The sequence below is a fragment of the Haliea sp. genome (assembly GCF_041395985.1).
Taxonomy (GTDB): Bacteria; Pseudomonadota; Gammaproteobacteria; order Pseudomonadales; family Halieaceae; genus Haliea.
Genome location: NZ_JAWKZJ010000006.1, coordinates 199,513 through 223,031, shown reverse-complemented (window position 1 = coordinate 223,031; position 23,519 = coordinate 199,513). Strand labels below are relative to the sequence as shown.

The window sequence follows — 23,519 nt, the reverse complement described above, 5'->3', positions numbered from 1 at the left end:
GGCGTTAGCGACGCGTAGCGTCGAGCAGGGTCTGGAACACGGTGTCTGCCACGGAGATCACCTGTGCAGCGGCCTGGTAGGCCTGCTGAAAGCGCAACAGGTCGGCGGCCTCCTCGTCCAGGTTCACGCCCTGCACGCTGTCGCGGGCGGAAATCGCCTGCTGCAGCAGGGTTCCCTCGGCATCGGCGGCGGCACTGGCCTGCCGACTGCGCACGGCCACATCGGCCACCAGGCCTGCGTAGCTGTCCTGGTAGCTGGCGGTACCGCCGTCCAGGATCGGGGCGGTCTGCAGGGCCCCGAGCGCCAGCGCATTGCGGTTGTCGCCGCTGCCGTCGGTGTTGTTGGCAATACTCAGGGTATCCCCGGCGGCTGGCGTGCCCGCCAGCTCAAAGCTGAGGCCACCCAGTGTCACGGCAAGGCCCCCGCTGTCGGTAGCCGGGTCGTAGGCAATGGGACCGCCGGCGCTGCCCGCCACATCGTAGCCGGGCACGCCCGCGCCCAGTGCATCTGGGTTGAAGGTGAGCGTGATGGCGCCAGCCAGCGGCAGCCCCGCGACGCTGTCCACCGCGAGCGACGAGAGCCGCGCATCGCCCAGGTTGGCGCTGCCAGTGCTGCTGCGCACCGGGCTGGCGGCGGCAAAGGCCGCTGCGTCGGTCAGTTCCACCGCAAACAGGTTGGCACCCTGGGCTACCGGTTGCACCAGGAAGCTGTCACCGGCCGCCGGCGTACCGCTGATGTTGATGTCCACGCCATCGATGCTGAATGCCGGGCCGGCGCCGGTCTGGGTGGCGCCGGTCTGCTGGTTGCGCAGGGTCCACTGGCTGCCGTCGAAACTCAGGCGGTAGTCCGCCCCCGTGAGCTGCCCCACATCCGCCAGTGCCGCAGTGACCGTGGCGCTGCCCGTGTTGCCGCTCGACCCCGACACCGCAGGTTGCAGCGGCCGGAAAAAATTGCCCCCGAGCTGGCCATTCAGGTCCATGCCCTCGCTGTGCTGGGCATTGAAGGTCGCAGCAATCCCCGCAGCCAGCAGGCCCAGCTCATTGCGCGTGCTGTCCAGCACGCCGCCCCGGAAGGACAGTGCAGCACCCAGCTCACCGCCGCTCAGGAAGCGGCCGATATCGGTGCTGGACGCCAGCCCGGCAATGCCCACATTCACCCGTGTGGCATCAAAGGGGTCACGGAAGGTCTGCAGCTGGCTGGCGGTGAAACCCACCACCAGCGCCTGACCGTTGCCCACCAGCACGTTCACCGCACCGTCATCCTGGGTCACGGTGGTCACACCCACTTTTTCCGCCAGGCGGTTGATCGCCTGGTCCCGGGCGTCCAGCAGGTCGTTGGGCGGCTGCCCGCCGCTTTGCGTGGTGGCACGCACCACCTGCTCGTTGAGGGACGCAATGTTGCTGGCCAGTGCGTTGATGTCACTGACCGTGGTGGTGATGCGCTGGCTGACTTCGCTGTTGAGGCCACGCAGCTGGGCATCCAGCGTCTGGAAGCGCCCGGCCAGCTCATTGGCTTCGCCCAGCAACACCTTGCGCTCGGGAATTGAGCCCGGGTTGTTCGCCACATCCTGCAGCGCGCCAAAAAAGCTCTCGATGCCGGGGGCAATGCCGACAGAGGGGTCCGCCAGCAGGCTGTCAATGCGGGAGGTGAGGCTGCTGAGGGTGCTGAACCCGGCGCTGGAGGAGCTGCGGCTGCGTACGTCCTGGGCCAGGAACTGGTCGTAGCTGCGGGTGATGGAGTCCACCTTCACACCGGTGCCGAGGAAACCCGCGCCGGTCGCTTCCGGCGGCAGGGTGGCGAAATTCACCCGCTGGCGGCTATACCCCGCCGTGTTCACGTTGGCGATGTTCTGGCCGGTCGTAGAGAGCGCCCGCTGCAGTGACAGCAGCGCAGAAGTCCCGATGTTGAGCAGATCCGCCACAGTGAGCCTCGGTCAGGGTTCAGGCGGCCTCGGGCCGCCGGTCAGAAAGGGTTGGCGGCAGCTGAGCGGAATTCTTTAGCTCGGCCACGGTCTCCGCCAGGCTGCCACGCTGCAGGATTGCGAGGATTTTGTCGGCGTAGGCCGGGTCTGTCGCATAGCCCGCCGCCTGCAGTTCGCGCAGGTAGGCCTCGGGCTCGGCGGCGCTGGCCAGTGCCTCCTGATAGCGCGGGGCACCGCGAATGAGGTCGACATAGTCGGCAAATGACTCCGCCGTGCTGCCGTACACGCGGAAAGACGCGCGCTCCAGCCGCGCCGCTGCGCCGTCGTACTCCACGGTTTGCACCGTGGTGGTGGGGCCCTGCCAGCCGCGCCCGGCCTTGATATTGAACAGGTTGTGGCTGCTGCCGGCAGCCGCGGGCAGCGCGCGCTGGCCCCAGCCGGTTTCCAGCGCCGCCTGCGCAATCAGCACCGCCGGGTCCACGCCGAGCTCGGCAGCGGCGGGCACCGCCTGCGGCCACAGTTCGCGGACGAAGTCCTCGGGGGCGGTGGGCGGTGCCGGCGGCCGGCCGGCGGCGGCCAGCGGCGGCTGTGCGGCGGGCGCTGTGGTGCCAGCCTCCAGCGTTGGGGCACCGGCTGCTGCGGGGGCCCGGCTGTAGCGTGCCGGGGGCAGCAGCGTTGACGCCTGCCCGCCCTGTGGCGGCAGTAGGGGCTGGGCCGTCTCCGCGGGCGCAGCGTCGCTCACCGCGCCCGCCGCCTGCAGCTGCTCCACCAGCACCTGCGCCAGGCCCAGTCCGCCGTGGTCCGCAAGGTCCACGGACAACTGCTGGTCAAACATCTGCTGCCAGTTTTTCAGCTGATTGCTGTTGAACAGACCGCCCTCCGGCGTGGCATCGCGCATGGCTTTCAGCATCTGCTGTACAAAAATCGCTTCAAACTGCGCGGCAACCGGCTCCGCCGCGGCGGCCGCATCCTGCCGGGCATCGCGCCGCAGTGCGGCGAGGCCGCTGAAGTCGTGGTAGAGAGATGCCTGTGCCGCCTGCATGACTCGCCCCTAGATCACAATCAACTGGGCGCGCAGGGCGCCCGCCTGCTGCAGCGCCTCGAGGATCGCTATCAGGTCCCCGGGGGCGGCGCCCACGCCGTTTACCGCCGCCACCAGCTCCTGCAGGGTGATGCCCGCATCCAGCAGGAACATGCGCGCGTTTTCCTGCTCCGCCACCACTTCGGAATCGGGGGTGACCACGGTCTCGCCGCCCGCGAAGGCACCGGGCTGGCTCACGTTGATGTCTTCGGAGACGGTCACCACCAGGTTGCCGTGTGCCACCGCCGCGGTTTCCACGCGCACGTCGCTGCCGATGACGATGGTGCCGCTGCGCGAGTTGACCACCACCCGCGCCGGTGCCGACGCCGGGTCGACCTGCAGGTTTTCGACGATGGAGACAAAGGCAACGCGGTCCGCCAGGTCGGCCGGGGCCTGCACCTCGATGGACACGGCGTCAATGGGCTGCGCCGTGCCCACGCCCAGTGCGGCGTTGATGGAACCCGCGACGCGCTGTGCGGTGGTGAAGTCCGGCGCATTGAGGTTCATGATCAGGGTCGGCGCGGTGGCGAAGGGGCTGTCCACCGTGCGCTCCACCGTCGCGCCGTTGGGAATGCGACCGGAGCTGGTGGCGTTGACCGTCACCCGGGAGCCGTCCGCGCCCTCGGCGCCAAAGCCACTGACCAGCAGCGAACCCTGTGCCAGGGCGTAGGTTTCACCGTTGGCGGCTTTCAGCGGCGTCATCAACAGGGTACCGCCGCGCAGGCTCTTGGCGTTGCCCAGCGAGGAGACCGTCACGTCGATGGTCTGCCCCGGCTTGGCGAAGGCCGGCAGGTCCGCGTGCACCATGACCGCGGCGACGTTGGTCAGCTGCGGGTTGACGTTGGCGGGGATGTTCACCCCCAGCTGTGCCAGCATGCTCTTCAGGCTCTGGATGGTGAACGGCGCCTGAATGGTCTGGTCACCGCTGCCGTCGAGGCCCACCACCAGGCCGTAGCCGATCAACTGGTTGCTGCGCACGCCGTTGACGCTGGCGATATCCTTGATGCGTTCGGCGCTGGCCTGTGAGGACAGCAGCAGCACCAGCAACAGCGGGCAGAGACGGGACCAGAGTAGGGTTAGCATCAGCGTGCCTCAGAAGGGAACCAGGGGGCTCATGAAGAACCGGGTCAACCACCCGGGCGTGTTGGCTTCCTGACCGACGCCGGTGCCGCTGTAGGAAATGCGCGCGTCGGCAATCAGGGTGGAGGAAATGGTGTTGGTGGGGCTTAAGTCCTCCGGGCGGATAATGCCGCGCAGGCGGATGTACTCATCCCCCTGGTTGATATTGATCCACTTCTCGCCCTGGATATACAGATTGCCGTTGGGCAGCACCTGCGCTACCTGCACCGCGATGGAGCCGCGCAGGCTGTTGCTCTGGCCCAGGGCAGCCTCACCGGAGAAGGCGCTGGCGCCGTTGATATCCACCCCGAGGTTGTAGCGGCCGTTGACGGTGACCGGCTGGCCGAACACGGTGGGGCTGGTCAGGTTGATCTCGCTGCTCTTGTCCAGCTCGGTGTCGCTGCTCTTGCTGCCGGTGGTGGCCTCCACCAGTACCACGCTGACAATATCGCCCACCTGCACCGCGCGCGTGTCGCTGAACAGCGACATCGCCTGCGAGGACACGTACACACCGCCATTGGTGGGCGGTTTCGGCAACAGGGAATAATCGATGGGATCCACCGGCCCGTACAGCTCGTGGCTCTTCTCGGGCACACCGCCGCAGCCCGACAGAAGAACCAGGCCGGCCGCGAGCATCACAGGTTTCAGGGAAGCGCGCACGATCACTCCTTACAGGTTGTTGGAGACGAACTGGAGCATCTGGTCAGCGGTGGAGATGGCCTTGGAGTTCATCTCGTAGGCGCGCTGGGTTTCGATCATGTTCACCAGCTCCTCCACCACATTCACGTTGGAGCTTTCCACGTAGCCCTGCACCACCGTGCCCAGGCCGTTGATCCCCGGGTTGCCGGGCTGCGGTGCACCGCTGGCGCCGGATTCCACCAACAGGTTCTCGCCGCGCGCCTGCAGGCCGGCCGGGTTGATGAAGTCGGTGAGCTGGATATTGCCCACCTGGCTCACCGCGGCGCTGCCCGGCACCGTGACCGATACCGTGCCATCGCCACCGATGCTGATGGACGTCGCGTTCTGGGGGATGGTGATGGGCGGCTGCAGCTGGTAGCCGGCAGAGGTCACCACAATGCCCTGGTCGTTGATCTGCAGGGAGCCGTCACGGGTGTACGCCTGGGTGCCGTCCGGCAGCAGGATCTCGAAGAAGCCGCGGCCCTGGATGGCGAGGTCCAGCGAGTTGTCGGTCTTGGTCAGGTTGCCCTGGGTAAACAGCTTTTCGGTCGCCACCACCCGGGTGCCGGTGCCGATCTGCAGGCCCGAGGGCAGCAGCGTGTCCTGGGAGGACTGGGCGCCCACCTGGCGCACATTCTGGTACACCAGGTCTTCAAAAATCGCGCGACTGCGCTTGAAGCCCGTCGTGCCGACGTTGGCCAGGTTGTTGGCAATGGTCGACATGCGCGTCTGCTGCGCGTCGAGGCCGGTCTTGGAAATCCACAGTGACTGTGACATGGCCTGAATTCCTTATTCGAGTCGCATTAATTGGGTTGACGCCGTATCCAGCTCCTGGGCGGTGGACATCATGCGCACGTGCATTTCGTACTGTCGTGCCAGCTCGATCATGTGCACCATCGCGGACACCGGATTGACATTGCTGGATTCCAGCATGCCCGAGGCCAGCCGCACTTCGGCGGCGGGGGCCGAGGCCAGGCCGTCTCCAGCGCGCAGCAAACCGTCCGGGCCCTTGTCGATCTGATCGGCCGGCGGGTTGACCAGCTTGATGCGGTCCAGCACCGCCACGGCATTGATCTGTTCACCCAGCGGCACGATCGACACGGTACCGTCGGAGCCCACGGTGAGCGAGCTGAACGGCGGCAGGGCAATCGGCCCGCGTTCGCCGAGTACCGGCTGTCCGCCACCGTTGACCAGCTGGCCGAACTCGTCCACCCGCAGGTCGCCGCGCCGCGTGAGGGCCTCAGTGCCATCCGGCGCCTGCACCGCGATCCAGCCCTCGCCGACCAGCGCGACATCGAGATCGCGGCCGGTCTGCTCCAGGCTGCCGGGCGCCAGGTCGGTGCCCTTGTGCTTCTCGATCGTGTACACGCGGCTGGCAGCACCCACGCCGTCGAGGTAGCGGCTTTCCGCGCTCACCAGGTCCGCCTTGAACCCGGGCGTCGCGGCGTTGGCCAGGTTGTGGCTGTTGGCGGCCTGCGCCAGCATCATTTCCTGGGCGCCGGAGGCGGCGATGTAGACGAAGTGATCCATCAGCTACGCTCGGCGCGGATCAACGCAGGTTGATCACGGTCTGGGTGACCGCGTCTTCCGCCTGAATCACCTGCGCATTGGCCTGGAAGTTGCGCTGGGCAATGATCAGGTCAACGAGCTGCGCGGTAATCTCCACGTTGGACTCCTCCAGTGCCGCCGACTGGATAACCCCGAGCCCCGAGGTGCCGGGGGCGCCGACGTTGGAGGGACCGGAAGCAAAGGTCTCCACCCAGTTGGTGTCGCCGATGGGCTGCAGGCCATTGGGGTTGTTGAAGTTGGCCAGCGCAATCTGCGCCAGGGCGCGCGACTCACCGTTGGTGAAGCGGGCGAAGGCGATACCGGTGGAGTCAATCTCCAGCCCGCGCAGCTGGCCCGCGGCAAAGCCGTCCTGGATCACGCTGCTCACGGCAAAGGGTGTGCCGAACTGCGTGGTATCAGAGAGGGACACGGTGATGTCCTGCGGGTCGGCGCCGGTGCCCACACCCGCCGCGTTCAGGGGCTGCCAACCGGTGATGTTCACTTCCACCGGCAGCGTCAGCGGGTCGAACTGGCCGTTGGACTGGAAGGTCAGCGTGTCCGGCCCGGAAGTGGTCACGCCGTCTACCAGGGAGTGTACTTCCCACTGGTTAGGTGTGGCGGTCTTGACGAAATACAGGCTCAACACGTGGGGGTTCCCGAGGCCGTCATACACCGTGGTCGAGGTGGTGGCGTTGAAGGAGCTGGGGTCCGGCGAGGTGGGCGGCAGGGCGAAGGCGTCGAAGGGGCCACCAAACGGCACGTTGGGCGGCACTTCGCGCGAGTCGAGGTTGGAGGTCAGGTCAACAAGGCCCGTGGGGTTGGGGTCCAGCAGCGAGGTGTCGATCTGGATGTCGCCCAGCTGGCCCGTCACATCACCGACAGCGTTCACCTGGAAGCCCTGCAGGCGGGAACCCGCGTTGCTGACGACGAAGCCCTCGCGATCCACCTTGAAGTTGCCCGCACGGGTGTATTGCAGCGCGCCGTCGACGCTGAGCTGGAAGAAACCGCCGCCGCTGATGGCGAGGTCCAGGGCGTTGTCGGTGAAGCTGATGTTGCCCTGGCCGAACTCCTGCGTCACCGCCGACAGGCTCACCCCCTTGCCGATGGCATTGCCGCCGGCACCGAGCAGGCTGGTGGCGAAGACATCGGCGAACTCTGCGCGCGACGTCTTGTAGCCCACCGTGGAGGCGTTGGCGATATTGTTACTGATGACATTGAGGTCTGCACTCGCAGCGTTAATGCCCGAAATTGCGGTATCAAAGGCCATTGTCTCTCTCCTGGCTCAACAAACGGTGTCGCGCGGTCCCGGCGGGCCCGACGCTGTTACAAAATACTCTTGATCGTATTCATGCCCACGGTCTGGCCATTGGCCAGGTTGAGGGCCACATCACCGGTGCCGGCAGCGATGGCCACCGACTCCACGCGCTGGTGGGCGTAAACCGGCACCGTGGTGGATACACCACCCACCAGGGCTTCCACTGAAACGCGATACTGGCCGGCCTCGAGTTGTGCACCGCTACCATCCCGACCGTCCCACTGGACGCGGAAATCAGAACTCACACCGGGCGGCAGCGCCGCGCTGTAGACCAGCCGGCCACTCATGTCCTGGATAAACAGGGTTGCCGAGGTGGCATTGCCGGTGAAGGCCACCGTGGCATCCAGGGCCAGTACGGGGTCGTCGCCCCCCTCCGCACCGCCTTCGACGGGGCGCAACAGGCCAACATTGCCCTCGGTCACCACATCGCGGCCCACCAGGTTCGCCGCCTGCAGGGCCTGGCTGCCAGTCAGTGCCGAAGCCAGGCCGCCGAAGCCGGTGTTCAGCTCCTGAATACCCGACACCGTGCCAAACTGCGCGAGCTGGCCCATGAAATCCATATTGTCCAGCGGCTTGGTGGGGTCCTGGTTTTTCAGCTGGGCGACCATCAGCGTCAGGAACGCCTCAGAACCCATATCCTCAACGGAATTGGCCTGTCGCGGTGCCGCTTCCGGTTGTGGAAACAGCTCATTGATGCCGGCGAGCGTAGTCATCGGTGTCGTCCTCTGGAATTATCGGCCCAGCGTGATGGTGCGCTGGATAAGCTGTTTGGCGGTGTTCATGGCCTCAATGCTGCTCTGGTAGGAGCGCGAAGCCGATATCATGTTGGCCATTTCATCCACCGGATTGATATTGGAGCGGTAGATGTAGCCCTCCGCGTTGGCCAGCGGGTGGGATGGCGCAAACTCCTGCCGCGGGGGCAGCGTCGACTCGACGATTTCCGCAACGCGCACCCCGGCGGCGCCCTCGGCGTCGCCGAGGCCGTCCTGCAGCAGGGTTTCAAACACGGGATAGCGCGCTTGATAGGCCCCTTCCGGCGTGCTGCTGACCACCTGTGAATTCGCCAGGTTGCTGGAAATGGTGTTGAGCCGCACGCTCTGTGCTTCCAGGGCCGACGCCGATACCGCCATGATGTTGAACAGGCTCATGCTCATTCACCCCGTATCGCGCGCTGCGTGGACTTGATGCGGCTGTCCAGAATTGTCAGGCTGGCCTGGTAGCGGATGGCGTTGTCCATGAACTCAGCATGCTCGCGCTGGGCCTCTACCGTGTTGCCATCCAGGGCCGGCTGGCTGGGCACGCGGTACAGCAGGGACTGTTCATTCGCCGCCCCCATACCGCCGTTGGCATTCAGGTGACGGGCGTGCGTGCGACGCAGCCCGCCAGCGGTCGCCGCCTGCATGGCGGCGGCAAAGTCGATGTCACGGGCCTTGTAGCCGGGGGTGTCCTGGTTCGCCAGGTTTGCCGCTATCAGCTCCAGGCGCTGGGCGCGCAGCGCCATCGCCTGGCCACTCGTTCCAAAAACCCGGTCAGTAAAACTCATGTCGGTCACTCCTTCTTGCTGCCTACTCGCAGCACGCACAGGAAACCTAATCAGGAACCGTGCCAACCATAAAATAGTCTTTTATTACAATGGGTTAAGAAATTTCTGAGCGGAGTTCAGGGGCCGATTGGAAGCCCGCTTGCCGCTCCGGCGGCAAGAATTGCCGCCCCACCACACAGCGGCAGGGTTGTCCGCGACTGGCATGGTTCCTGCTTTACCACCCGTTGATGACCTGTTTGGGAGGCTTCATGTCAATTTTCCGGCGCACCCGGTTGCGCCTGCTGCTCATCGCCATCTTTCTGCCGGCCTTCTTCGCCGCGGGCACGCTGGCTGAGATACTCCATCCACTGGAGGACGTGGTGGCGGCCGCCAGCGCTGAGGCGACCGCGGCGGCACAGGCGCAGGGCTACACCGACCTTGAGGTGAGCGCACGCCCCCTGGACTCCCGCCTGCGCCTGCAGGCCTGTGGCGAACCGCTGGAGACATTCAGCAACGCCAACGCAAGCGTGCTGGGACCGGTGAGTATCGGCGTGCGCTGCGCACAGCCCAGTGCCTGGACGCTGTATGTGCGCCTGGACGTCAGCACCCGCGCCACTCTCCCCGTGCTGGCTGAAAACCTGCCCCGCGGCAGCATCATCAGCGAACGTGACCTCACCCTGGTGGAACGCACCATTACCAGTGCCACCGATGCGGTGATCATGGACCCGCAGCAGGCCATCGGCATGGAGCTTATCCGGCCGGCCAGCGCGGGATCGCCGTTGCGGCATAGCCAGCTGCGCCCACCGCAGCTGATCTCCCGCGGCCAGACCGTCACCCTGATCGCCGGGGGCGAGGGCCTGCAGGTCACCATGCAGGGACGCGCCATGGCCAACGCCGCGGCGGGTGACCGCCTGCTGGTCACCAACCTTGCCTCCGGGCGCCGGGTCGAGGGCATCGTCAACCCCGACGGCAGTGTGCGCATACCATGAACACGGCGCGGCGATGCTTGTGCTAAACTTTTCCGTCCGGCTGCCGCTAACCTGCTTGAGGCACCCTTACGTGCCAGCCATTCACTGACTGCGTGAACCGACATGGACCCAATCGACAACAATGCCAACATCAAACCGTCGCGTACCGGCGGGGATGCACGCACCAGCACGGTGGACCAGGCCGGTCGCAGTAGCCAGGCCAGTGCCGGCAAGCCGGTGGTGGAGGCAGATGCGGTCACCATCACGCGCATGGCGGAAGACATGCTGCAACTGGAAACACAGTTGGCCAGCGTGCCCGATGCCAATATGGAGCGCGTGGAGCAGCTGCGCGCTGCGATCAGCGATGGCAGCTACCGGGTCGACCTGGAGCGGATTGTGAGCAACCTGCTGCAGGCCGAACAGGATCTGTCCTGAACGTGACGCCCGGTGAACAACTGGCGCTGGCCCTGCGCGCCGAAATCACCGCCCTGGAAACTGTACTCGCCCACCTCGACGCTGAACAGCAGGCACTGCGTGCCGGTGATGCCGAACGCATTGAAGCCTGCACCCGCGCCAAAGACGCCGCCTTGAAGCAGCTCGCCGGCCTGCAGCAACAGCGCCCAACCGCCGCAGCTGAGGCCACATTGTCCAGCCAGATCAGCGTGCTCGACAATGCCATCGAAAACCGCGAGTTGCAGGCCCGGTTGATTGCGCTGGGTGAACGCTGCGCCGAGCTCAACGCCAGCAATGGCGTACTCATCGGGCGCCTGACCGAACACACCCGCAGCGCGCTGCGGGTGCTGCGCCAGCAGGACGGCGACCCCCGGCTATACTCGGGTACCGGAGCGGCCGACAGCGCGAGTGACAGCCAGAGCCTCGGCAAGGCCTAGAGCAGCGGGTCCCAAAACGTCAATTAATTGACTCCTGGCCCGGCGTTATTTTGCCGCTCCCTGCACAGCCTGTGCTTCTGCATTCATGAGAACGCCATAAATATCGCCTAATTGCCGTTATTGTCCCCTAATTCCTTTTAATTTCCAATTAATCTTGTTGGCACACACTTTGCTTTACCTTGCTTGATGGACCTTCACTCGAGCATTGATGCCATGACCGACCGATCACCGTTCACCCTCGTCAGCGACCGCGCTGCCAACCTGGCGCCATCCGTTGCCACAGCCGTGGCGTCACCGCTGGGTGAGCGCGATGCAGCGGACCAGCTGCTGGGACTGTTTGATCTGCTGCTCGGTGAAGCCGACCAGAGCGTACTGCTGGAGCGCTTCCACAACTGGGCAAACCGCTGCGGGCTGGCTGACAGCCTGGGCTTCACAGCCGCCGATGACGACCTGCCGGTTGTTCTGGGTGAACAACGCCACCATCGTGCGCTCTATCAGCTGGACATCGACGGCAGCACACTGGGGGCGGTGACCCTGTCCCGCCGCCAGCGCTACAGTGAGCCTGAGCTGACGCTGCTGGAACGGGCACTCGGCGGCCTGGCGCGTGCCCTGCGCCTCGCCCAGCAACTGGCCAGGGCGCAGGCCACTGCCATGCACGACGGGCTCACCGGCCTCCTCAACCGCCGCGCCATGGATGAGCGCCTGGCCCAGGAGCTGCTGCTATCCAGGCGCCACTGCAGCGCGCTGTCGCTGATGATCATCGACATCGACCACTTCAAGGATATCAATGATCAATTGGGGCATCTGGTGGGCGATGAGGTGCTGCGTTGCCTGGCCCAGGCTTTCCGCTCCTGCGTGCGCGAGTCGGACCTGCTGTTTCGCCTGGGCGGCGACGAATTCGCCATCCTGCTGCCCCGCACCGGACTCAGCGGCGCGGCGGATGTGGCGCGCAAGATCCGCGAAACGGTCGAGCACGTCACCGTGGAACTGGCCGCCAACACCGGCGGGGTACTGCCTCGCGTGAGCATCGGCGTGGCCGATCTGCTTCCCGGCGATGATGACAAGGCGCTGCTGCAGCGCGCGGACACCCACCTCTACCACGCCAAGGCACAGGGCCGGGGGCGAGTGTGCATCAGCGTCTGAGCGGACGCCGGCGCAGCCGCAGGGCCAACGCCGGTTCCGGCAACCTGTGGCTGCGCAGCGATCTGCGCGCCCCCGCCGCACCGCAGGGGCGTCGCGAGCCCGGCACGAACCCACGACCTGTCGTGCGCAGCTGGATGACCTGGACGCTGTTTGGTGCCTTGCTGGTCACCACGGCAGCCGCGGGCCACGGCTTCCTGGCGACAGAACCGGTAGTGGCGTCGCCGACACGCACCGCCACAGCCATCAGCGAGGCATCACCGGTGCTGCAGCAGCCAATCGCACGCACGCTACCTGCGCTGTATGCCCTTGAAGACACCCAGCAGCAGTTGATTACGCAGGTCGAAGAAATCCAGGCGTCAAACCGCGCGCTGCTCAGCCGACTTGAATCACTGCAGGCTGCGCTGGCACCGGACGACGCCGGCACAGCTGCCCACTAGCTCGCGTCGCTGCGGCCCACCCAGAGACGCCCAAGACCATAACGCTCCTCCAGTCCTGCGGCGAGAGCCCGAGCCTGTTGTTGCGACTGCAGCCCTGTAATCCGTACCCGGAACAGATCCTGGCCGGAAACCGTTGCCGCCTGGATCACCACCGTCCCCCTGTCGACCTGCAACCGCGCCGCCCAGCGCTCCGCAATGCTGCGCTGCACATAAGACCCGAAATTGACGAACCAGGTACCACTTACCGCAGGTGTCGCGGGCTCCGGAGACGCTTCCTGCGTCGGCGCAGCGCTCTCTGGCACCGGCGTGGGAACCGCCACCGGGGCGGGTGCCGCCGCCGCAGCCTCCGCCTCGGCGAGACGCTGTGCCAGGCCCGCCTCAAGCTGCTCAATCATTGCTGACAGCTCGCGGTTTTCATCCCGCAGCTGGCTGAGGTCGCGCTCCAGCCGGGCGTTGCCTTCCGCCACGTCACGGGCGAGCCGCTCTTGCAACAGCAGGTCTTCCTGCGACACCACATCCGCACGACGCTGCTCAAGGGCCATGAACTCTGCCCTCAGCGCCTCTCGCTCCTGAACCAGATACCCGTACACCACAGCGCCGATCACGAGGGTGGCGGCAAACAGCACCCAGGACAGTGTCCGCGGGCTCGGCACGCGGCGCGGAGAGGCCACGAAAGGTTCTGGTTCCGGTTCCGGTTCGGGTTCGGGTTCGGGTTCCGGTTCCGGTTCCGGTTCCGGTTCCGGTTCCGGTTCCGGTTCGGGTTCCGGTTCGGGTTCCGGTTCGGGGTCCGGTTCGGGTTCCGGTTCGAGGTCCGGTTCCAGCGGGTGGTCGGGCTGTGGCGGAGGTTGTATCACCCAGGTGTCGGGGTCGTAGCCGCGCTCAGCGGCCTCGATGGCGGATACGGGCGCTTTGCGCGGGCGCGGCTCCCAGTCCCGGTCAACCAGCGAGGCGGGAACAAGGTCGTCGTCCCGGTCGACATAGCTGCCGCCGGCTGCGAACGTCGACCATTTATTGCCGCTTCCCGCCACCCCGCATCCTCATCACGGTATCCTGCGGCCTAGGAGACACTATCCGGCACGTCGACGCAATGCTCAGTCCGGGGCATGGGCGCCGCCGGGGGCGCCCGGCACGGCGGCATGTCTGGTCAGAAGAATTTGCGCAGCGTGATACCCACCGTGCGCGGCTGGTTGTTGCGGTAGGCCAACCGGGCGCGCCCGCCGCGTTCGCGGTCAAAGGACAACTGGGCGTTCTCATCGGTGACGTTATTCACGTAGAACACCGCCTCGAAGGTTTCCCAGACAATCCCCGCACTGAGATTGAGCTGCTCGTAGGCGTCCAGCTCCAGGTCAACCGCTGTCACCTCGTTACCCGTTGCGCCACCGAATGGCAGACCGGAGACAAAGTTCCCCGCGCCGTCCACCTGGTCGCTGGGTTGGGTGAAGCGATCACCCACGTGCTGCAACACCGCGGACACATACATTTCATCCGAACCGAAGGCCTCGACCGGGAACGTATACGTCGCTGACGCCGACACCTGGATTTCCGGCACCGAGGCCAGGCGGTTGCCGTCCTCGACACCACCCAGCACATTCCCTGCGCTGTCAACAACGGTGGAGTCGAACTCGGCTTCCAGTATGCTGCCCGAGAGCGTCAGCATCAGCAGCTCCATGGGATAGGCCACCAGCTCCCACTCCACGCCCAGGGTGTGCGCTTCCGGCACGTTGAAGCTGATGCGCGACGAGCAGGAGCCGGCATCCAGCGTCACCTGCAGGTCCTCGATATCGGTGTAGAACAGCGCGGCATTGAACCGCACCTTCTCGAATTCACTCTTGAACCCCAACTCGTAGTTCCAGAGCGTCTCATCCTCATAGGACTGGAAGCTGCCGAAGGTCTGCAGGTCGCCGGCATCGCACAGGGGCACGTTCAGGGGATCGTTGACCCCGCCCAGCCGGAAGCCCTGTGATGCCTGTGCATTCACCGTCATTTCGTCGCTGACGTCGTAGCTGACCATGACGCGGGGATTGAAGCCGTCGGAAGACGTGGCGTCCACCTGATCGTCACCATTGGAGAACAGCCCCCCCGTGGTGAAGCGGCGCTCTTCCTCGAAGTCGTAGTAGCGCCCGCCGAGGGTCAGGCTGAGGCGATCGGTAACGTCGAAGCTGGCCTCACCGAACAGCGCGGTCTGCTCGATATCGTAGGGCAGATCGGAATTGTACGGCGAATCGGGGCCGTAGCCATTGCTGACCGCTGCCGCGGTGCCGGCACCCAGCACCTGATCAGTCACCACATCGTAACCGGGGGTCGGCAGACGCTGCGCGTAGGTACGCTCGACGTCGGAATAGAAGCCACCGAACACCCAGTTGAAGGGGCCATCGCTGTTTGAAGCGAAACGCAGCTCGTGAGTGACCTGCTGCAAATCGGTGGTGTCACGCAGATTGGAGGGCAACAACACTGCGGCTTCCGGGAACCCGAGGTCTACCGACACCGAACCGGACAGCGCACTCGCGTCCCGACTCGCGAGGATCTCCCGGTCGACATAGCTACCGGCGTAGGTGACGTCCACCGCATCGAGACTCCAGTTGACTACCAGATCAGCGATCATCGTCTCGTCCTCGAAGGCTTCATCGAGACGCAGGAACTGCTGGCGCTCGCCGAGCTGAACCGGTGGGCGTGTGGTGGTGTAAGGGTTCGCAAACAGGTTGTACACCTCTTCGCGATTGAAACCGTCAGTTTCGATTTTCTGGAACACGACCCGCGGCGTGATGGTGAGGTTGTCGGTGGGCTGCAGTGCCAGGGCGATCCGCCCACCGTAGCGGCCGCCGCTGTTGACGTCCTCAGTGATCGCACCACCCTCACGCAGGGCATCGATCCAGCCACCGTATTCCGTGCCGTACCCCACCATCCGCAGCGCCGCGCGGTCGTTCACGGGAATGTTGATCATGCCTTTGACATGGCCGCCCATGTCGCCGTCTTCCACGGTATTGAGGTTGGCTTCCACCGAGCCTTCCAGTGTTTCGAAGTCCGGCTGGTTGGTAATGAAGCGGATGGTGCCACCCACGGAACCCGAGCCAAACAGGGTGCCCTGCGGGCCGCGCAGGGTTTCCACGCGATTGAGGTCGTACAGGTCGAGGTCAGGTGTGAACAGCGAGAGCGAGATCACGGTCTCGTCGAGGTAGACACCCACCTGCTCCTTGACGCCGGGTTGGTCGCGCACCACCTGCCCCGCCGATACCCCGCGAATGGAGACCTGGCTCTGGCCCGGCCCCAGGTTCTGGATGGCCAGGCCCGCCACGTTACGCGACAGGTCTTCCAGTGAGGTCGCTCCCAGCCGGCGAATATCGGCTTCTGACTGGGCGTTGATCGAAAAAGGCAGATCCTGTGCCGAGGCCTGACGCTTGGTGGCGGTCACCACCACTTCTTCCAGCTGTGCGAGTGCGGTAAGGGGCAGAGCGCCCGCCAGGGCGGTTACGAGGACGGTTTTGCGGAAAGAGGGCATAGCGTGCTTCCTTCATTTTTAAGGGTATGCGCCAAGTCTAGCCGCTGACCCGCAAAGTTGAAGGCAGGAGGAGTGTTACAATTTCACGCAATTTTCATTGAGGGACTCAGTCTGCGGGTCGCGATGCGCCGATCAGCTCCGGGATGGTTGCATCGCGCCGCCCCTGGCGAGCCAGGCGGTCGGCGATGGCCTGCAGCGAGGGCCCGGGTTGCGGTGTCACGCCCTCGGGGCGCAGTGGCTCTCCGCATTCGCTACAGGCGAGCAGGGGGCGGGTGACCTTGCCACAACTGCGATGCACATAGGCCAGGGGCACCCCCTCTTCCCCCGTCATCCAGTCATCCCCCCACCGGGCCAGGCTCATCAGCACGGGATACAGGCCGAGACCTTTCCGGGTGAGGCGGTATTCGTGGCGCAAGGGACGCTCGTTGTAGGGCACCTTGACCAGGACGCCCTGCTCCACCAGTTTCCCGAGGCGTTCGGAGAGCCGGTGCCGCGTGATACCGAGGTTGTGCTGGAACTGTTCGAAGCGTCGCGTACCCAGAAACGCATCACGCAGGATGAGCAGCGTCCAGCGCTCACCCACCACTGAGAGCGCGCGCGCCACCGAACACAATTGCTGATCAATCTCCGTCCAACGCATTCCCCTTTCCCCCTGCAGGCAGTGCAGTTATGATCCAGCCAACCAGCGGTGAGCATAAACGACCGCCCCCCGAACGCCAATGAGGATATCCCATGACCCAGGGCATCGGTGGCTCAGACGCCACCCAGGAACTGGCACGCCTGCAGGATCTGAGCGCAGGTGTCGCGCCCATCCAGGACGCAGAATTTGCCGCGCGTTTGCAGCGCGCGCAGCAGCTGATGCAGGCGGCCGGGCTGGACGCGCTCTATCTGAATGCGGGCACCAACCTGCTGTACTTTACCGGCACGCGCTGGTCACCCAGCGAGCGAATGGTCGGGGCGCTGATCCCGGCACAGGGCGCGCCACGCTATATCGCACCCGCCTTCGAGCTGGGCACACTGCAGGGCTTCCTGCGGGTACCCGGTGACGTACACTGCTGGGAAGAACACGAAAACCCCTACCGACTCTGCGCACAGTTGCTGGCCGACCTGCAGGTGAAGACGCTGGGGATGGATGAATCGGCGCCGTTCTTCATCGCCGATGGCCTGCGCCAGGCCGCACCTGCCTGTCGCATCCAGAGTGCGACGCCGGTCACTGCAGGCTGCCGCATGCAGAAGTCGCCGACCGAGCTGGCGCTGATGCAGCGCGCCAAGGACATGACCCTGGAAGTTCACCGCGCGGTGGCCCGGATTCTGCGCCCCGGCATCACCACCGGCGAGGTAACCGGGTTCATTCACGAGGCGCATAAACGGGTAGGCGCCCCGGCGGGGTCGTATTTCTGCATTGTGCTGTTCGGCGCGGATAGCGCGTTTCCCCACGGAGTCGCCCAACCCAAGGCCCTGGAAGTGGGCGATATGGTATTGATCGACACGGGGTGCCAGTTGCACGGCTATATCTCGGACATCACCCGCAGCTACGTGTTTGGCGAACCCAGCGCGCAGCAGCGCGACATCTGGAACCTGGAAAAGGCGGCACAGCAGGCGGCCTTCGAGGCAGCCCGTATCGGCGCACCCTGCGGCAGCGTCGATGACGCCGCGCGCGCCGTGCTGGCCGCGGGAGGCCTCGGCCCCGACTACCAGCTACCCGGCCTGCCACACCGCACCGGCCACGGTATCGGCCTGGATATTCACGAGTGGCCCTACCTGGTGCGCGGCAACAGCACACCGCTGGCGGCGGGCATGTGTTTCAGCAATGAGCCCATGATCTGCGTGCCCGGTGCATTTGGCGTGCGTCTTGAGGATCACTTCTACATGACGGAAAACGGGCCGCGCTGGTTTACCCAGCCGGCCCGTTCCGTGGACGACCCTTTCGGGTCGTGAGCATAGTCGGCCCGTCGATCAGCCGAACTGGTTCATGGTGTTGTCCTTGCCGCCCGCCTTCAGTGCGGCTTCACCGGCAAAGTATTCCTTGTGGTCATCACCCATGTTGGAGCCCGCCATGTCCTGGTGCTTGACGCAGGCGATACCCTGACGGATCTCCTTGCGCTGTACGCCCTGCACGTAGGCCAGCATGCCTTCCTCGCCGAAGTACCCCTTGGCCAGGTTGTCGGTAGACAGCGCGGCCGTGTGGTAGGTGGGCAGCGTGATGAGGTGGTGGAAGATACCTGCTTCACGCGCCGCATCCGCCTGGAAGGTCTGGATGCGACGATCTGCCTCGACGCCCAGTTCCGTGGCGTCGTAGTCTGCGCTCATCAACTTGTCGCGGTCGTAGGCTGAGACATCCTTGCCCTCTGCGCTCCAGGCGTCGAACACCTGCTGGCGGAAGTTCAGGGTCCAGTTGAATGAGGGCGAGTTGTTGTAGACCAGCTTGGCGTTGGGGATGACCTTGCGGATCTCGTTGACCATGGCGCCGATCTGCCCGACGTGCGGCTTCTCGGTCTCAATCCACAGCAGGTCGGCGCCGTTCTGCAGGCTGGTGATGCAGTCCAGTACGCAGCGCGCCTCGCCGGTGCCGTCCTTGAAGCGGTACAGGCCGTTGGGCAGACGTACCGGACGCACCAGTTTGCCGTCCTGCTTGATGATGACATCGCCCTCACGCACGTCTTCTGCGCTCTCTACCACGTCGGTCTGCAGGAACGCATTGTACTTGTGGGCCAGGTCACCCGGGTCACGGGACACGGGGATCTTCTGGGTCAGGCCGGCACCCAGAGAGTCGGTACGTGCCACGATCACACCATCTTCTACGCCGAGCTCGAGGAAGGCGTAACGCACAGCGTTGATCTTGGCGAGGAAGTCCTCGTGGGGCACGGTGACCTTGCCGTCCTGGTGGCCGCACTGCTTGGCGTCCGACACCTGGTTTTCGATCTGGATCGCACAGGCGCCGGCCTCGATCATGCGCTTGGCCAGCAGATAGGTGGCCTCCTCGTTGCCGAAGCCCGCATCGATATCGGCGATAATCGGTACCACGTGGGTCTCGTAGTTGTCGATGGCCTGGACCAGCGCCTTCTCGCGCACCTGGTCGCCGGCCGCACGTGCCGCGTCCAGGTCATGGTACAGGTGGCCCAGTTCGCGGGCATCGGCCTGGCGCAGGAAGGTGTACAGCTCCTCAATCAAGGCGGGCACCGAGGTTTTCTCGTGCATGGACTGGTCGGGCAGCGGGCCGAATTCGCTGCGCAGGGCCGCGATCATCCAGCCTGACAGGTAGAGATAGCGTTTTTTCGTTGTGCCGTGGTGCTTCTTGATCGCAATCAGCTTCTGCTGACCGATGAAGCCGTGCCAGCAGCCCAGCGACTGGGTGTACTGGCTGCTGTCCGCATCGTACTCGGCCATGTCGCGGCGCATGATGCCCGCCGTGTAGCGTGCAATGTCCAGGCCGGTACGGAACCGGTTCTGGTGCTTCATGCGCGCGGCGTATTCAGGGTGGATATTGTCCCAGGTGCCACCCTGCGCAGCGCGCAGTGCGGCAAAGGATTCGACGTCTTTCAGGTAGTCTGACATGGCGGGCCTCTGTGTTGCGAAGTGGGTACGGGGGGCATCTTAGCCAGAGGCCAGCCATAATTGAAATAAATAGAAAGTATTTTTACTATTTGTTACGTGAATTACAAAACCACAGCCGCTCACAACTCCCAGCGGTTGCGACGCAACCAGACACAGCCCCACAGCAATCCGGCAGCGACACACAAGCCGGCAAGCATGGCCAGCAACCCACCGCCCTGCCAGGGAAGCCCCTGCAGGAACAGCCCCCCGCTGGTGCCGTCAGGCGTCAGACGCGGCATGCGGCCCCATACGGACTCGATGAAGGTCTGGGAGCCGAGCAGCACCGCTTCCAGGGCAGCAAGCACCACCAGTGGCGTCACCGCGAGCAGAGTCGGTGAGCGGCGCGCCCCCGCAGACGCCAGCATCAGCCAGGCGTACAGCGGAAGGGACCACAGCGCGTTGGCCAGCCAGCCGCCCACCTGGTCCAGCAGCCAGTGACCAATCTGCACATTGGCGAGCACCAGGCCCAGCGCATCGACCTGCACACGGGAGGACAGCACCAGGGCGACCAGCAGCATCGCCCACTGGGTGAGCACCGAGGCGACAAGAAATATTGCCGGCGCCACCAGCAGGGCCACAGACAGCTTGGCCAGCACGTCCTCCCATGCCGACACCGGCATCGACTTCCAGAACAGGATACTGCGATCCTTGCGATCCACATACAAGCAGCCCTGCAGGTAGTTCACCGTTACCAGCAGCAACACCAGCAGCATGATGCCGTGGATGCCATAGAGCAGTGGGTGCAGGCTGGTGACCGGTCCGCTGGATTCAACGTCGTCCTGATCGGACGCAGCGGATGACTCGTAGGGCCGGAAGCGCCAGTCGGATGAGAAAGACCAGAGCGACTCGTCTGCCAGGTCCGGCGCCGCTTCCACCTGGTAGTCGCGACGCAGCGGTTCCAGCCCGCCAGCCAGCGACTCGGTGCTCTCGGTGACAAGCTCTGCGACCCGGTTGCCGTCCTCGTCCACGGTCATGCGCAGGTTTACGCTCAGCCCGTCTTCATCCTGTGCCTGTGAAATGACATCCAGCACGATCTCGCCGAGGTTGCTGAACTGGTTGGCAACAAACAGCCCGGCCAGCATCAGCAGCGTCAGCAGCACGGCCACCGCAAACGGTGTCCATACCAGTGACACCCGGTACTCGCGTAATTCGCGCCTGACCAGCGAGCGCCAGCGCTGGCTTCTGGTATCAGTCATGCCCATTGTCCTCACCCACCTTAGCCACAAACAGGTCTGCCAGTGCTGGCGTACACAGCTCACCGAGGGGCGCCAGCAGCTCCCGGTTCACATCCTCATAGATCAGCGCCCGCCCGCCCAGCAGTGGTCGCTGCCCCAGGTGCGGTATCGCCGCCGCACGCGTGGCGGCCTCCCCCACCGCCCGCAGTTCCACATAACGCTGTTCCAGCGCCAGCATGGAGTCACAGAGCAGCGTGCGGCCGCGGTTCATGAACATGGCATGGGTGAGAATGTGTTCCACTTCTTCCACCTGATGCGTTGAAATGATGATGGTGCGCTCTTCATCAAAGTAGTCGTTCAGTAACTGCTCGAAGAACTGCTTGCGAAACAGGATATCGAGACCCAGTGTCGGCTCATCGAGTATCAACAACCGCGCGTCAATTGCCATGACCAGCGCCAGGTGCAGCTGCACGGTCATGCCTTTGGACAGCTCTGCAATGCGTCGCTGCAGTCCAACCTCGGTGCGCGCCAACAGCCGCTCGGCATGTGCACGACTGAAACGCGGATGCACACCCTCGGTGTAGTCCAGCAGTTCCCGTACCCGCATCCAGCGCGGCAACACAGCGGTATCAGCGATGAAGCACACATCCCGCATCAGCCTCGCCTGCTCGCGTCGCGGATCGAGGCCGAGCACCGAAAGCTCCCCCTCGCAGCGGGTGAGCCCCAGCAGGGAACGCAGCAAGGTGGTTTTTCCGGCCCCATTTGGCCCGATCAGGCCCAACACCGAACCCGCTTCCAACTGCAGGTCGACGCCCGCGACGGCCTGCTGCTCGCCAAACCGGCGCTGCAGCCCGCGCGCTTCAACAACACGTGTCATTCTGTTTCCCCCTGCTGTAGCAGGCGTTGCGTCACCTGCTGCATATCCAAGCCCAGGTTGCGCACCCGCTCAGCAAATGCCGGCAGCTCCCTGGCAAAAAAGTGCGCCTGTTCATCCGCGGTCAACGTCGCCCTGGCACCCACCGTGACGTACATACCCAGCCCCCGGCGCTTCTCCAGAAGCCCTGTTTCCACCAGCTCCTGGTAGGCGCGCGCCACGGTCAGATGATTGATCCGGTAGTCGCTCGCCACCTGGCGCACCGAAGGCACCGCAGCGCCCTCGGCGAAGGAGCCATCCATGATGCGCTCCACTACGAGGTCACGCAGCTGCCGGTAGATGGGTTGTTCATCGTGCCACTGCACGCGGCTATTCCTGCTTTAACTCGCCGGAGCCGATCACGTTCTCATCGACATCGGGCGTGCCGGCATAGTGAATATCACCGCTCCCCATGATGGTCGCGTTGAGGCGCGCACTGGGCCCCAGTCGAACACCGCCGGAGCCAATCACACTGACATCCACGTCGCTGGACGTGAGTGCGGAGAAATCAACATCGCCCGAGCCTACCACGGTGACGGAGAGCGCTGTCGTGCGCCCCCCCTCAGTTGCGGCGATATCACCAGAGCCGTTGACAACAGCCTCGATCGACTCTGCCTGCAGGGGGCCCAGGAAAATGTCCCCCGCCCCAGAGAGGCGCAGCTGCAACGCCTGCAGTGCCACCTCTGCCACCTGCACGTCGCCATCGCCGCGCATGAACACTTCTGCGCTGTCGCCGCGCAGCGCGAACAGATGCACGTCACCTGCACCATCCACCCGCAGCTTGAAATTCTCGACCCGCAGTGCTCGCACAAATACATCACCCGATCCAGCCACCCGCAGGGACTCGAGCAGAGGCAGGGTCAACTTGAACTGGACGCCCGGCGTGGTCTGTTCACTGTTCGCCGGAACGCCCAGAATCAGTGTCTGGCCGCGCACATGAAATGGCTCGGGACTCAAGCGGGCCGACGCGCCCCGCACCAGCAGCTCGGTGGATGTACCCTGGCTGATCTCCACATCAACCTGCCCCTGCACCTCCACCTGGCGAATATCCAGGCCGGTGACACGCAGGACATCCCGGTCGTCACCGGCAATACCCAGCGCCGGAAAACCGAGCAGCAGACAGATTGCGGGCACCGCACCCCGCGCCAGTGCAGCAGGTAGCGTGCACACCCGACGGTAGAGAGCAGAAGACACAGTAAGCATGACGCTTGCCTCATCGATATAGTGTTATATATAACTATAACACCTAATCCATGAACTGCAACACCTTTTGACACGACGGCGCTTCAGGGCGTGGTCACCGAACAATCAGGGGGGTTTGGACTGCCGGGATCAGACTGGCGGCAGTCCCTGCTGCATATTCCCGGCAATCGCCGCCGCCACGCGCTTGGCGCGCTCCGCGCCAGGGCCCGCGAATCCGGCATCGACGGTTGCCGTGAACAGCGCCAGCCAGCGTTGGAAATCGTTGGTTTGCAGCGGTTGCCGGGCGTGCAGGCGGCGGTGGATTGCCATGGTGTGACGGCGGTAGCCCTGCTCGCCCAACAGCAGTTTGCACCAGTAATCCTTGATGTGGGGCAGGTGGACGTCAAGCTCTATCTGAGCGACATCAAGAAAAATCGGCGCCAGCACGGGGTCTGCGAGCACCTGCGCGTAGAACTGGTCTACGAACCGTTCGATGTTGGCGCGGCTGTCCAGATCCGGTTTCGCCATGGCCTCCGC

Annotated in this window: 25 protein-coding genes; 6 read left to right on the top strand and 19 right to left on the bottom strand. The window is 64.8% G+C overall.

Features of this window, described 5'->3' with window-relative positions:
- Positions 1 to 4: 4 nt before the first annotated feature.
- The 10 genes from flgK to flgB are packed head-to-tail and all read right to left on the bottom strand — an operon-like array spanning position 5 to position 9,205.
- Positions 5 to 1,921, bottom strand: a complete 1,917-nt coding sequence (flgK, locus tag R3E49_RS12795; protein WP_371295413.1) for a flagellar hook-associated protein FlgK — start codon at positions 1,919 to 1,921, stop codon at positions 5 to 7.
- Between the two features lie 19 nt (positions 1,922 to 1,940).
- Entirely contained in the window at positions 1,941 to 2,963 is a 1,023-nt protein-coding gene (gene flgJ, locus R3E49_RS12790) for a flagellar assembly peptidoglycan hydrolase FlgJ (RefSeq protein ID WP_290745147.1), read from the bottom strand.
- 9 nt (positions 2,964 to 2,972) lie between these two features.
- The gene (locus R3E49_RS12785) at positions 2,973 to 4,085 is read right to left on the bottom strand and encodes a flagellar basal body P-ring protein FlgI (RefSeq protein ID WP_290745150.1); all 1,113 of its coding nucleotides are present in this window, start codon (positions 4,083 to 4,085) and stop codon (positions 2,973 to 2,975) included.
- Between the two features lie 9 nt (positions 4,086 to 4,094).
- Entirely contained in the window at positions 4,095 to 4,781 is a 687-nt protein-coding gene (gene flgH, locus R3E49_RS12780) for a flagellar basal body L-ring protein FlgH (RefSeq protein WP_290745153.1), read from the bottom strand.
- A 9-nt stretch (positions 4,782 to 4,790) separates the two neighbouring features.
- Positions 4,791 to 5,576, bottom strand: coding sequence for a flagellar basal-body rod protein FlgG (gene flgG / locus R3E49_RS12775; protein ID WP_290745156.1), 786 nt, complete (start codon positions 5,574 to 5,576; stop codon positions 4,791 to 4,793).
- Positions 5,577 to 5,588: 12 nt separating this feature from the next.
- Positions 5,589 to 6,329, bottom strand: a complete 741-nt coding sequence (gene flgF, locus R3E49_RS12770; RefSeq protein WP_290745161.1) for a flagellar basal-body rod protein FlgF — start codon at positions 6,327 to 6,329, stop codon at positions 5,589 to 5,591.
- Between the two features lie 19 nt (positions 6,330 to 6,348).
- Entirely contained in the window at positions 6,349 to 7,614 is a 1,266-nt protein-coding gene (flgE, locus tag R3E49_RS12765; protein ID WP_371295412.1) for a flagellar hook protein FlgE, read from the bottom strand.
- 56 nt (positions 7,615 to 7,670) lie between these two features.
- Positions 7,671 to 8,375 (bottom strand): flagellar hook assembly protein FlgD, encoded by a 705-nt coding sequence (locus R3E49_RS12760; RefSeq protein ID WP_371295411.1) that lies wholly within the window; start codon positions 8,373 to 8,375, stop codon positions 7,671 to 7,673.
- Between the two features lie 18 nt (positions 8,376 to 8,393).
- Positions 8,394 to 8,810, bottom strand: a complete 417-nt coding sequence (flgC, locus tag R3E49_RS12755; protein WP_371295410.1) for a flagellar basal body rod protein FlgC — start codon at positions 8,808 to 8,810, stop codon at positions 8,394 to 8,396.
- Positions 8,811 to 8,812: 2 nt separating this feature from the next.
- The gene (gene flgB, locus R3E49_RS12750; protein ID WP_371295409.1) at positions 8,813 to 9,205 is read right to left on the bottom strand and encodes a flagellar basal body rod protein FlgB; all 393 of its coding nucleotides are present in this window, start codon (positions 9,203 to 9,205) and stop codon (positions 8,813 to 8,815) included.
- 248 nt (positions 9,206 to 9,453) lie between these two features.
- Here flgB and flgA point away from each other — a divergent pair, with 248 nt between their 5' ends.
- The 5 genes from flgA to R3E49_RS12725 all read left to right on the top strand — a co-directional run bounded on the left by flgA (position 9,454) and on the right by R3E49_RS12725 (position 12,622).
- The gene (gene flgA, locus R3E49_RS12745; RefSeq protein WP_371295408.1) at positions 9,454 to 10,173 is read left to right on the top strand and encodes a flagellar basal body P-ring formation chaperone FlgA; all 720 of its coding nucleotides are present in this window, start codon (positions 9,454 to 9,456) and stop codon (positions 10,171 to 10,173) included.
- 102 nt (positions 10,174 to 10,275) lie between these two features.
- On the top strand, positions 10,276 to 10,587 hold the full coding sequence (flgM, locus tag R3E49_RS12740) for a flagellar biosynthesis anti-sigma factor FlgM (RefSeq protein WP_290745175.1): 312 nt from the start codon (positions 10,276 to 10,278) through the stop codon (positions 10,585 to 10,587).
- A 2-nt stretch (positions 10,588 to 10,589) separates the two neighbouring features.
- Positions 10,590 to 11,042 (top strand): flagella synthesis protein FlgN, encoded by a 453-nt coding sequence (locus R3E49_RS12735; RefSeq protein ID WP_371295407.1) that lies wholly within the window; start codon positions 10,590 to 10,592, stop codon positions 11,040 to 11,042.
- A 213-nt stretch (positions 11,043 to 11,255) separates the two neighbouring features.
- Entirely contained in the window at positions 11,256 to 12,185 is a 930-nt protein-coding gene (locus R3E49_RS12730; protein ID WP_371295406.1) for a GGDEF domain-containing protein, read from the top strand.
- Entirely contained in the window at positions 12,170 to 12,622 is a 453-nt protein-coding gene (locus R3E49_RS12725) for a hypothetical protein (protein WP_371295405.1), read from the top strand. The genes R3E49_RS12730 and R3E49_RS12725 overlap by 16 nt, the downstream gene beginning before the upstream one ends.
- Here R3E49_RS12725 and R3E49_RS12720 read toward each other — a convergent pair.
- From R3E49_RS12720 to R3E49_RS12710, 3 genes are all read right to left on the bottom strand, one after another.
- Positions 12,619 to 13,650: an SPOR domain-containing protein gene (locus tag R3E49_RS12720; RefSeq protein WP_371295404.1), complete on the bottom strand. Its 1,032-nt coding sequence runs from the start codon at positions 13,648 to 13,650 to the stop codon at positions 12,619 to 12,621. The genes R3E49_RS12725 and R3E49_RS12720 overlap by 4 nt on opposite strands.
- A gap of 116 nt (positions 13,651 to 13,766) precedes the next feature.
- Entirely contained in the window at positions 13,767 to 16,118 is a 2,352-nt protein-coding gene (locus R3E49_RS12715) for a TonB-dependent receptor (protein ID WP_371295403.1), read from the bottom strand.
- A gap of 106 nt (positions 16,119 to 16,224) precedes the next feature.
- The gene (locus tag R3E49_RS12710) at positions 16,225 to 16,758 is read right to left on the bottom strand and encodes a winged helix-turn-helix transcriptional regulator (RefSeq protein ID WP_371295402.1); all 534 of its coding nucleotides are present in this window, start codon (positions 16,756 to 16,758) and stop codon (positions 16,225 to 16,227) included.
- Between the two features lie 92 nt (positions 16,759 to 16,850).
- Here R3E49_RS12710 and R3E49_RS12705 point away from each other — a divergent pair, with 92 nt between their 5' ends.
- Positions 16,851 to 18,056, top strand: coding sequence for a M24 family metallopeptidase (locus tag R3E49_RS12705; RefSeq protein WP_371295401.1), 1,206 nt, complete (start codon positions 16,851 to 16,853; stop codon positions 18,054 to 18,056).
- Positions 18,057 to 18,074: 18 nt separating this feature from the next.
- Here R3E49_RS12705 and R3E49_RS12700 read toward each other — a convergent pair whose 3' ends face one another.
- The 6 genes from R3E49_RS12700 to R3E49_RS12675 all read right to left on the bottom strand — a co-directional run bounded on the left by R3E49_RS12700 (position 18,075) and on the right by R3E49_RS12675 (position 23,510).
- On the bottom strand, positions 18,075 to 19,673 hold the full coding sequence (locus R3E49_RS12700; protein ID WP_371295400.1) for an isocitrate lyase: 1,599 nt from the start codon (positions 19,671 to 19,673) through the stop codon (positions 18,075 to 18,077).
- Positions 19,674 to 19,792: 119 nt separating this feature from the next.
- Positions 19,793 to 20,908 carry a hypothetical protein gene (locus tag R3E49_RS12695; RefSeq protein WP_371295399.1) on the bottom strand — a complete coding sequence of 372 codons (1,116 nt, stop codon included), beginning with the start codon at positions 20,906 to 20,908 and terminating at the stop codon, positions 19,793 to 19,795.
- On the bottom strand, positions 20,901 to 21,764 hold the full coding sequence (locus R3E49_RS12690) for an ABC transporter ATP-binding protein (RefSeq protein WP_371295398.1): 864 nt from the start codon (positions 21,762 to 21,764) through the stop codon (positions 20,901 to 20,903). Before R3E49_RS12690 ends, R3E49_RS12695 begins: the two co-directional genes overlap by 8 nt.
- Complete coding sequence (locus tag R3E49_RS12685; RefSeq protein WP_371295397.1) at positions 21,761 to 22,126, bottom strand: GntR family transcriptional regulator; 366 nt, start codon at positions 22,124 to 22,126, stop codon at positions 21,761 to 21,763. The genes R3E49_RS12690 and R3E49_RS12685 overlap by 4 nt, the downstream gene beginning before the upstream one ends.
- 4 nt (positions 22,127 to 22,130) lie before the next feature.
- A complete protein-coding gene (locus R3E49_RS12680) occupies positions 22,131 to 23,003 on the bottom strand; it encodes a GIN domain-containing protein (protein ID WP_371295396.1) in 873 nt (290 codons plus the stop codon).
- A 129-nt stretch (positions 23,004 to 23,132) separates the two neighbouring features.
- A complete protein-coding gene (locus tag R3E49_RS12675) occupies positions 23,133 to 23,510 on the bottom strand; it encodes a group III truncated hemoglobin (RefSeq protein ID WP_371295395.1) in 378 nt (125 codons plus the stop codon).
- Positions 23,511 to 23,519: the final 9 nt, after the last annotated feature.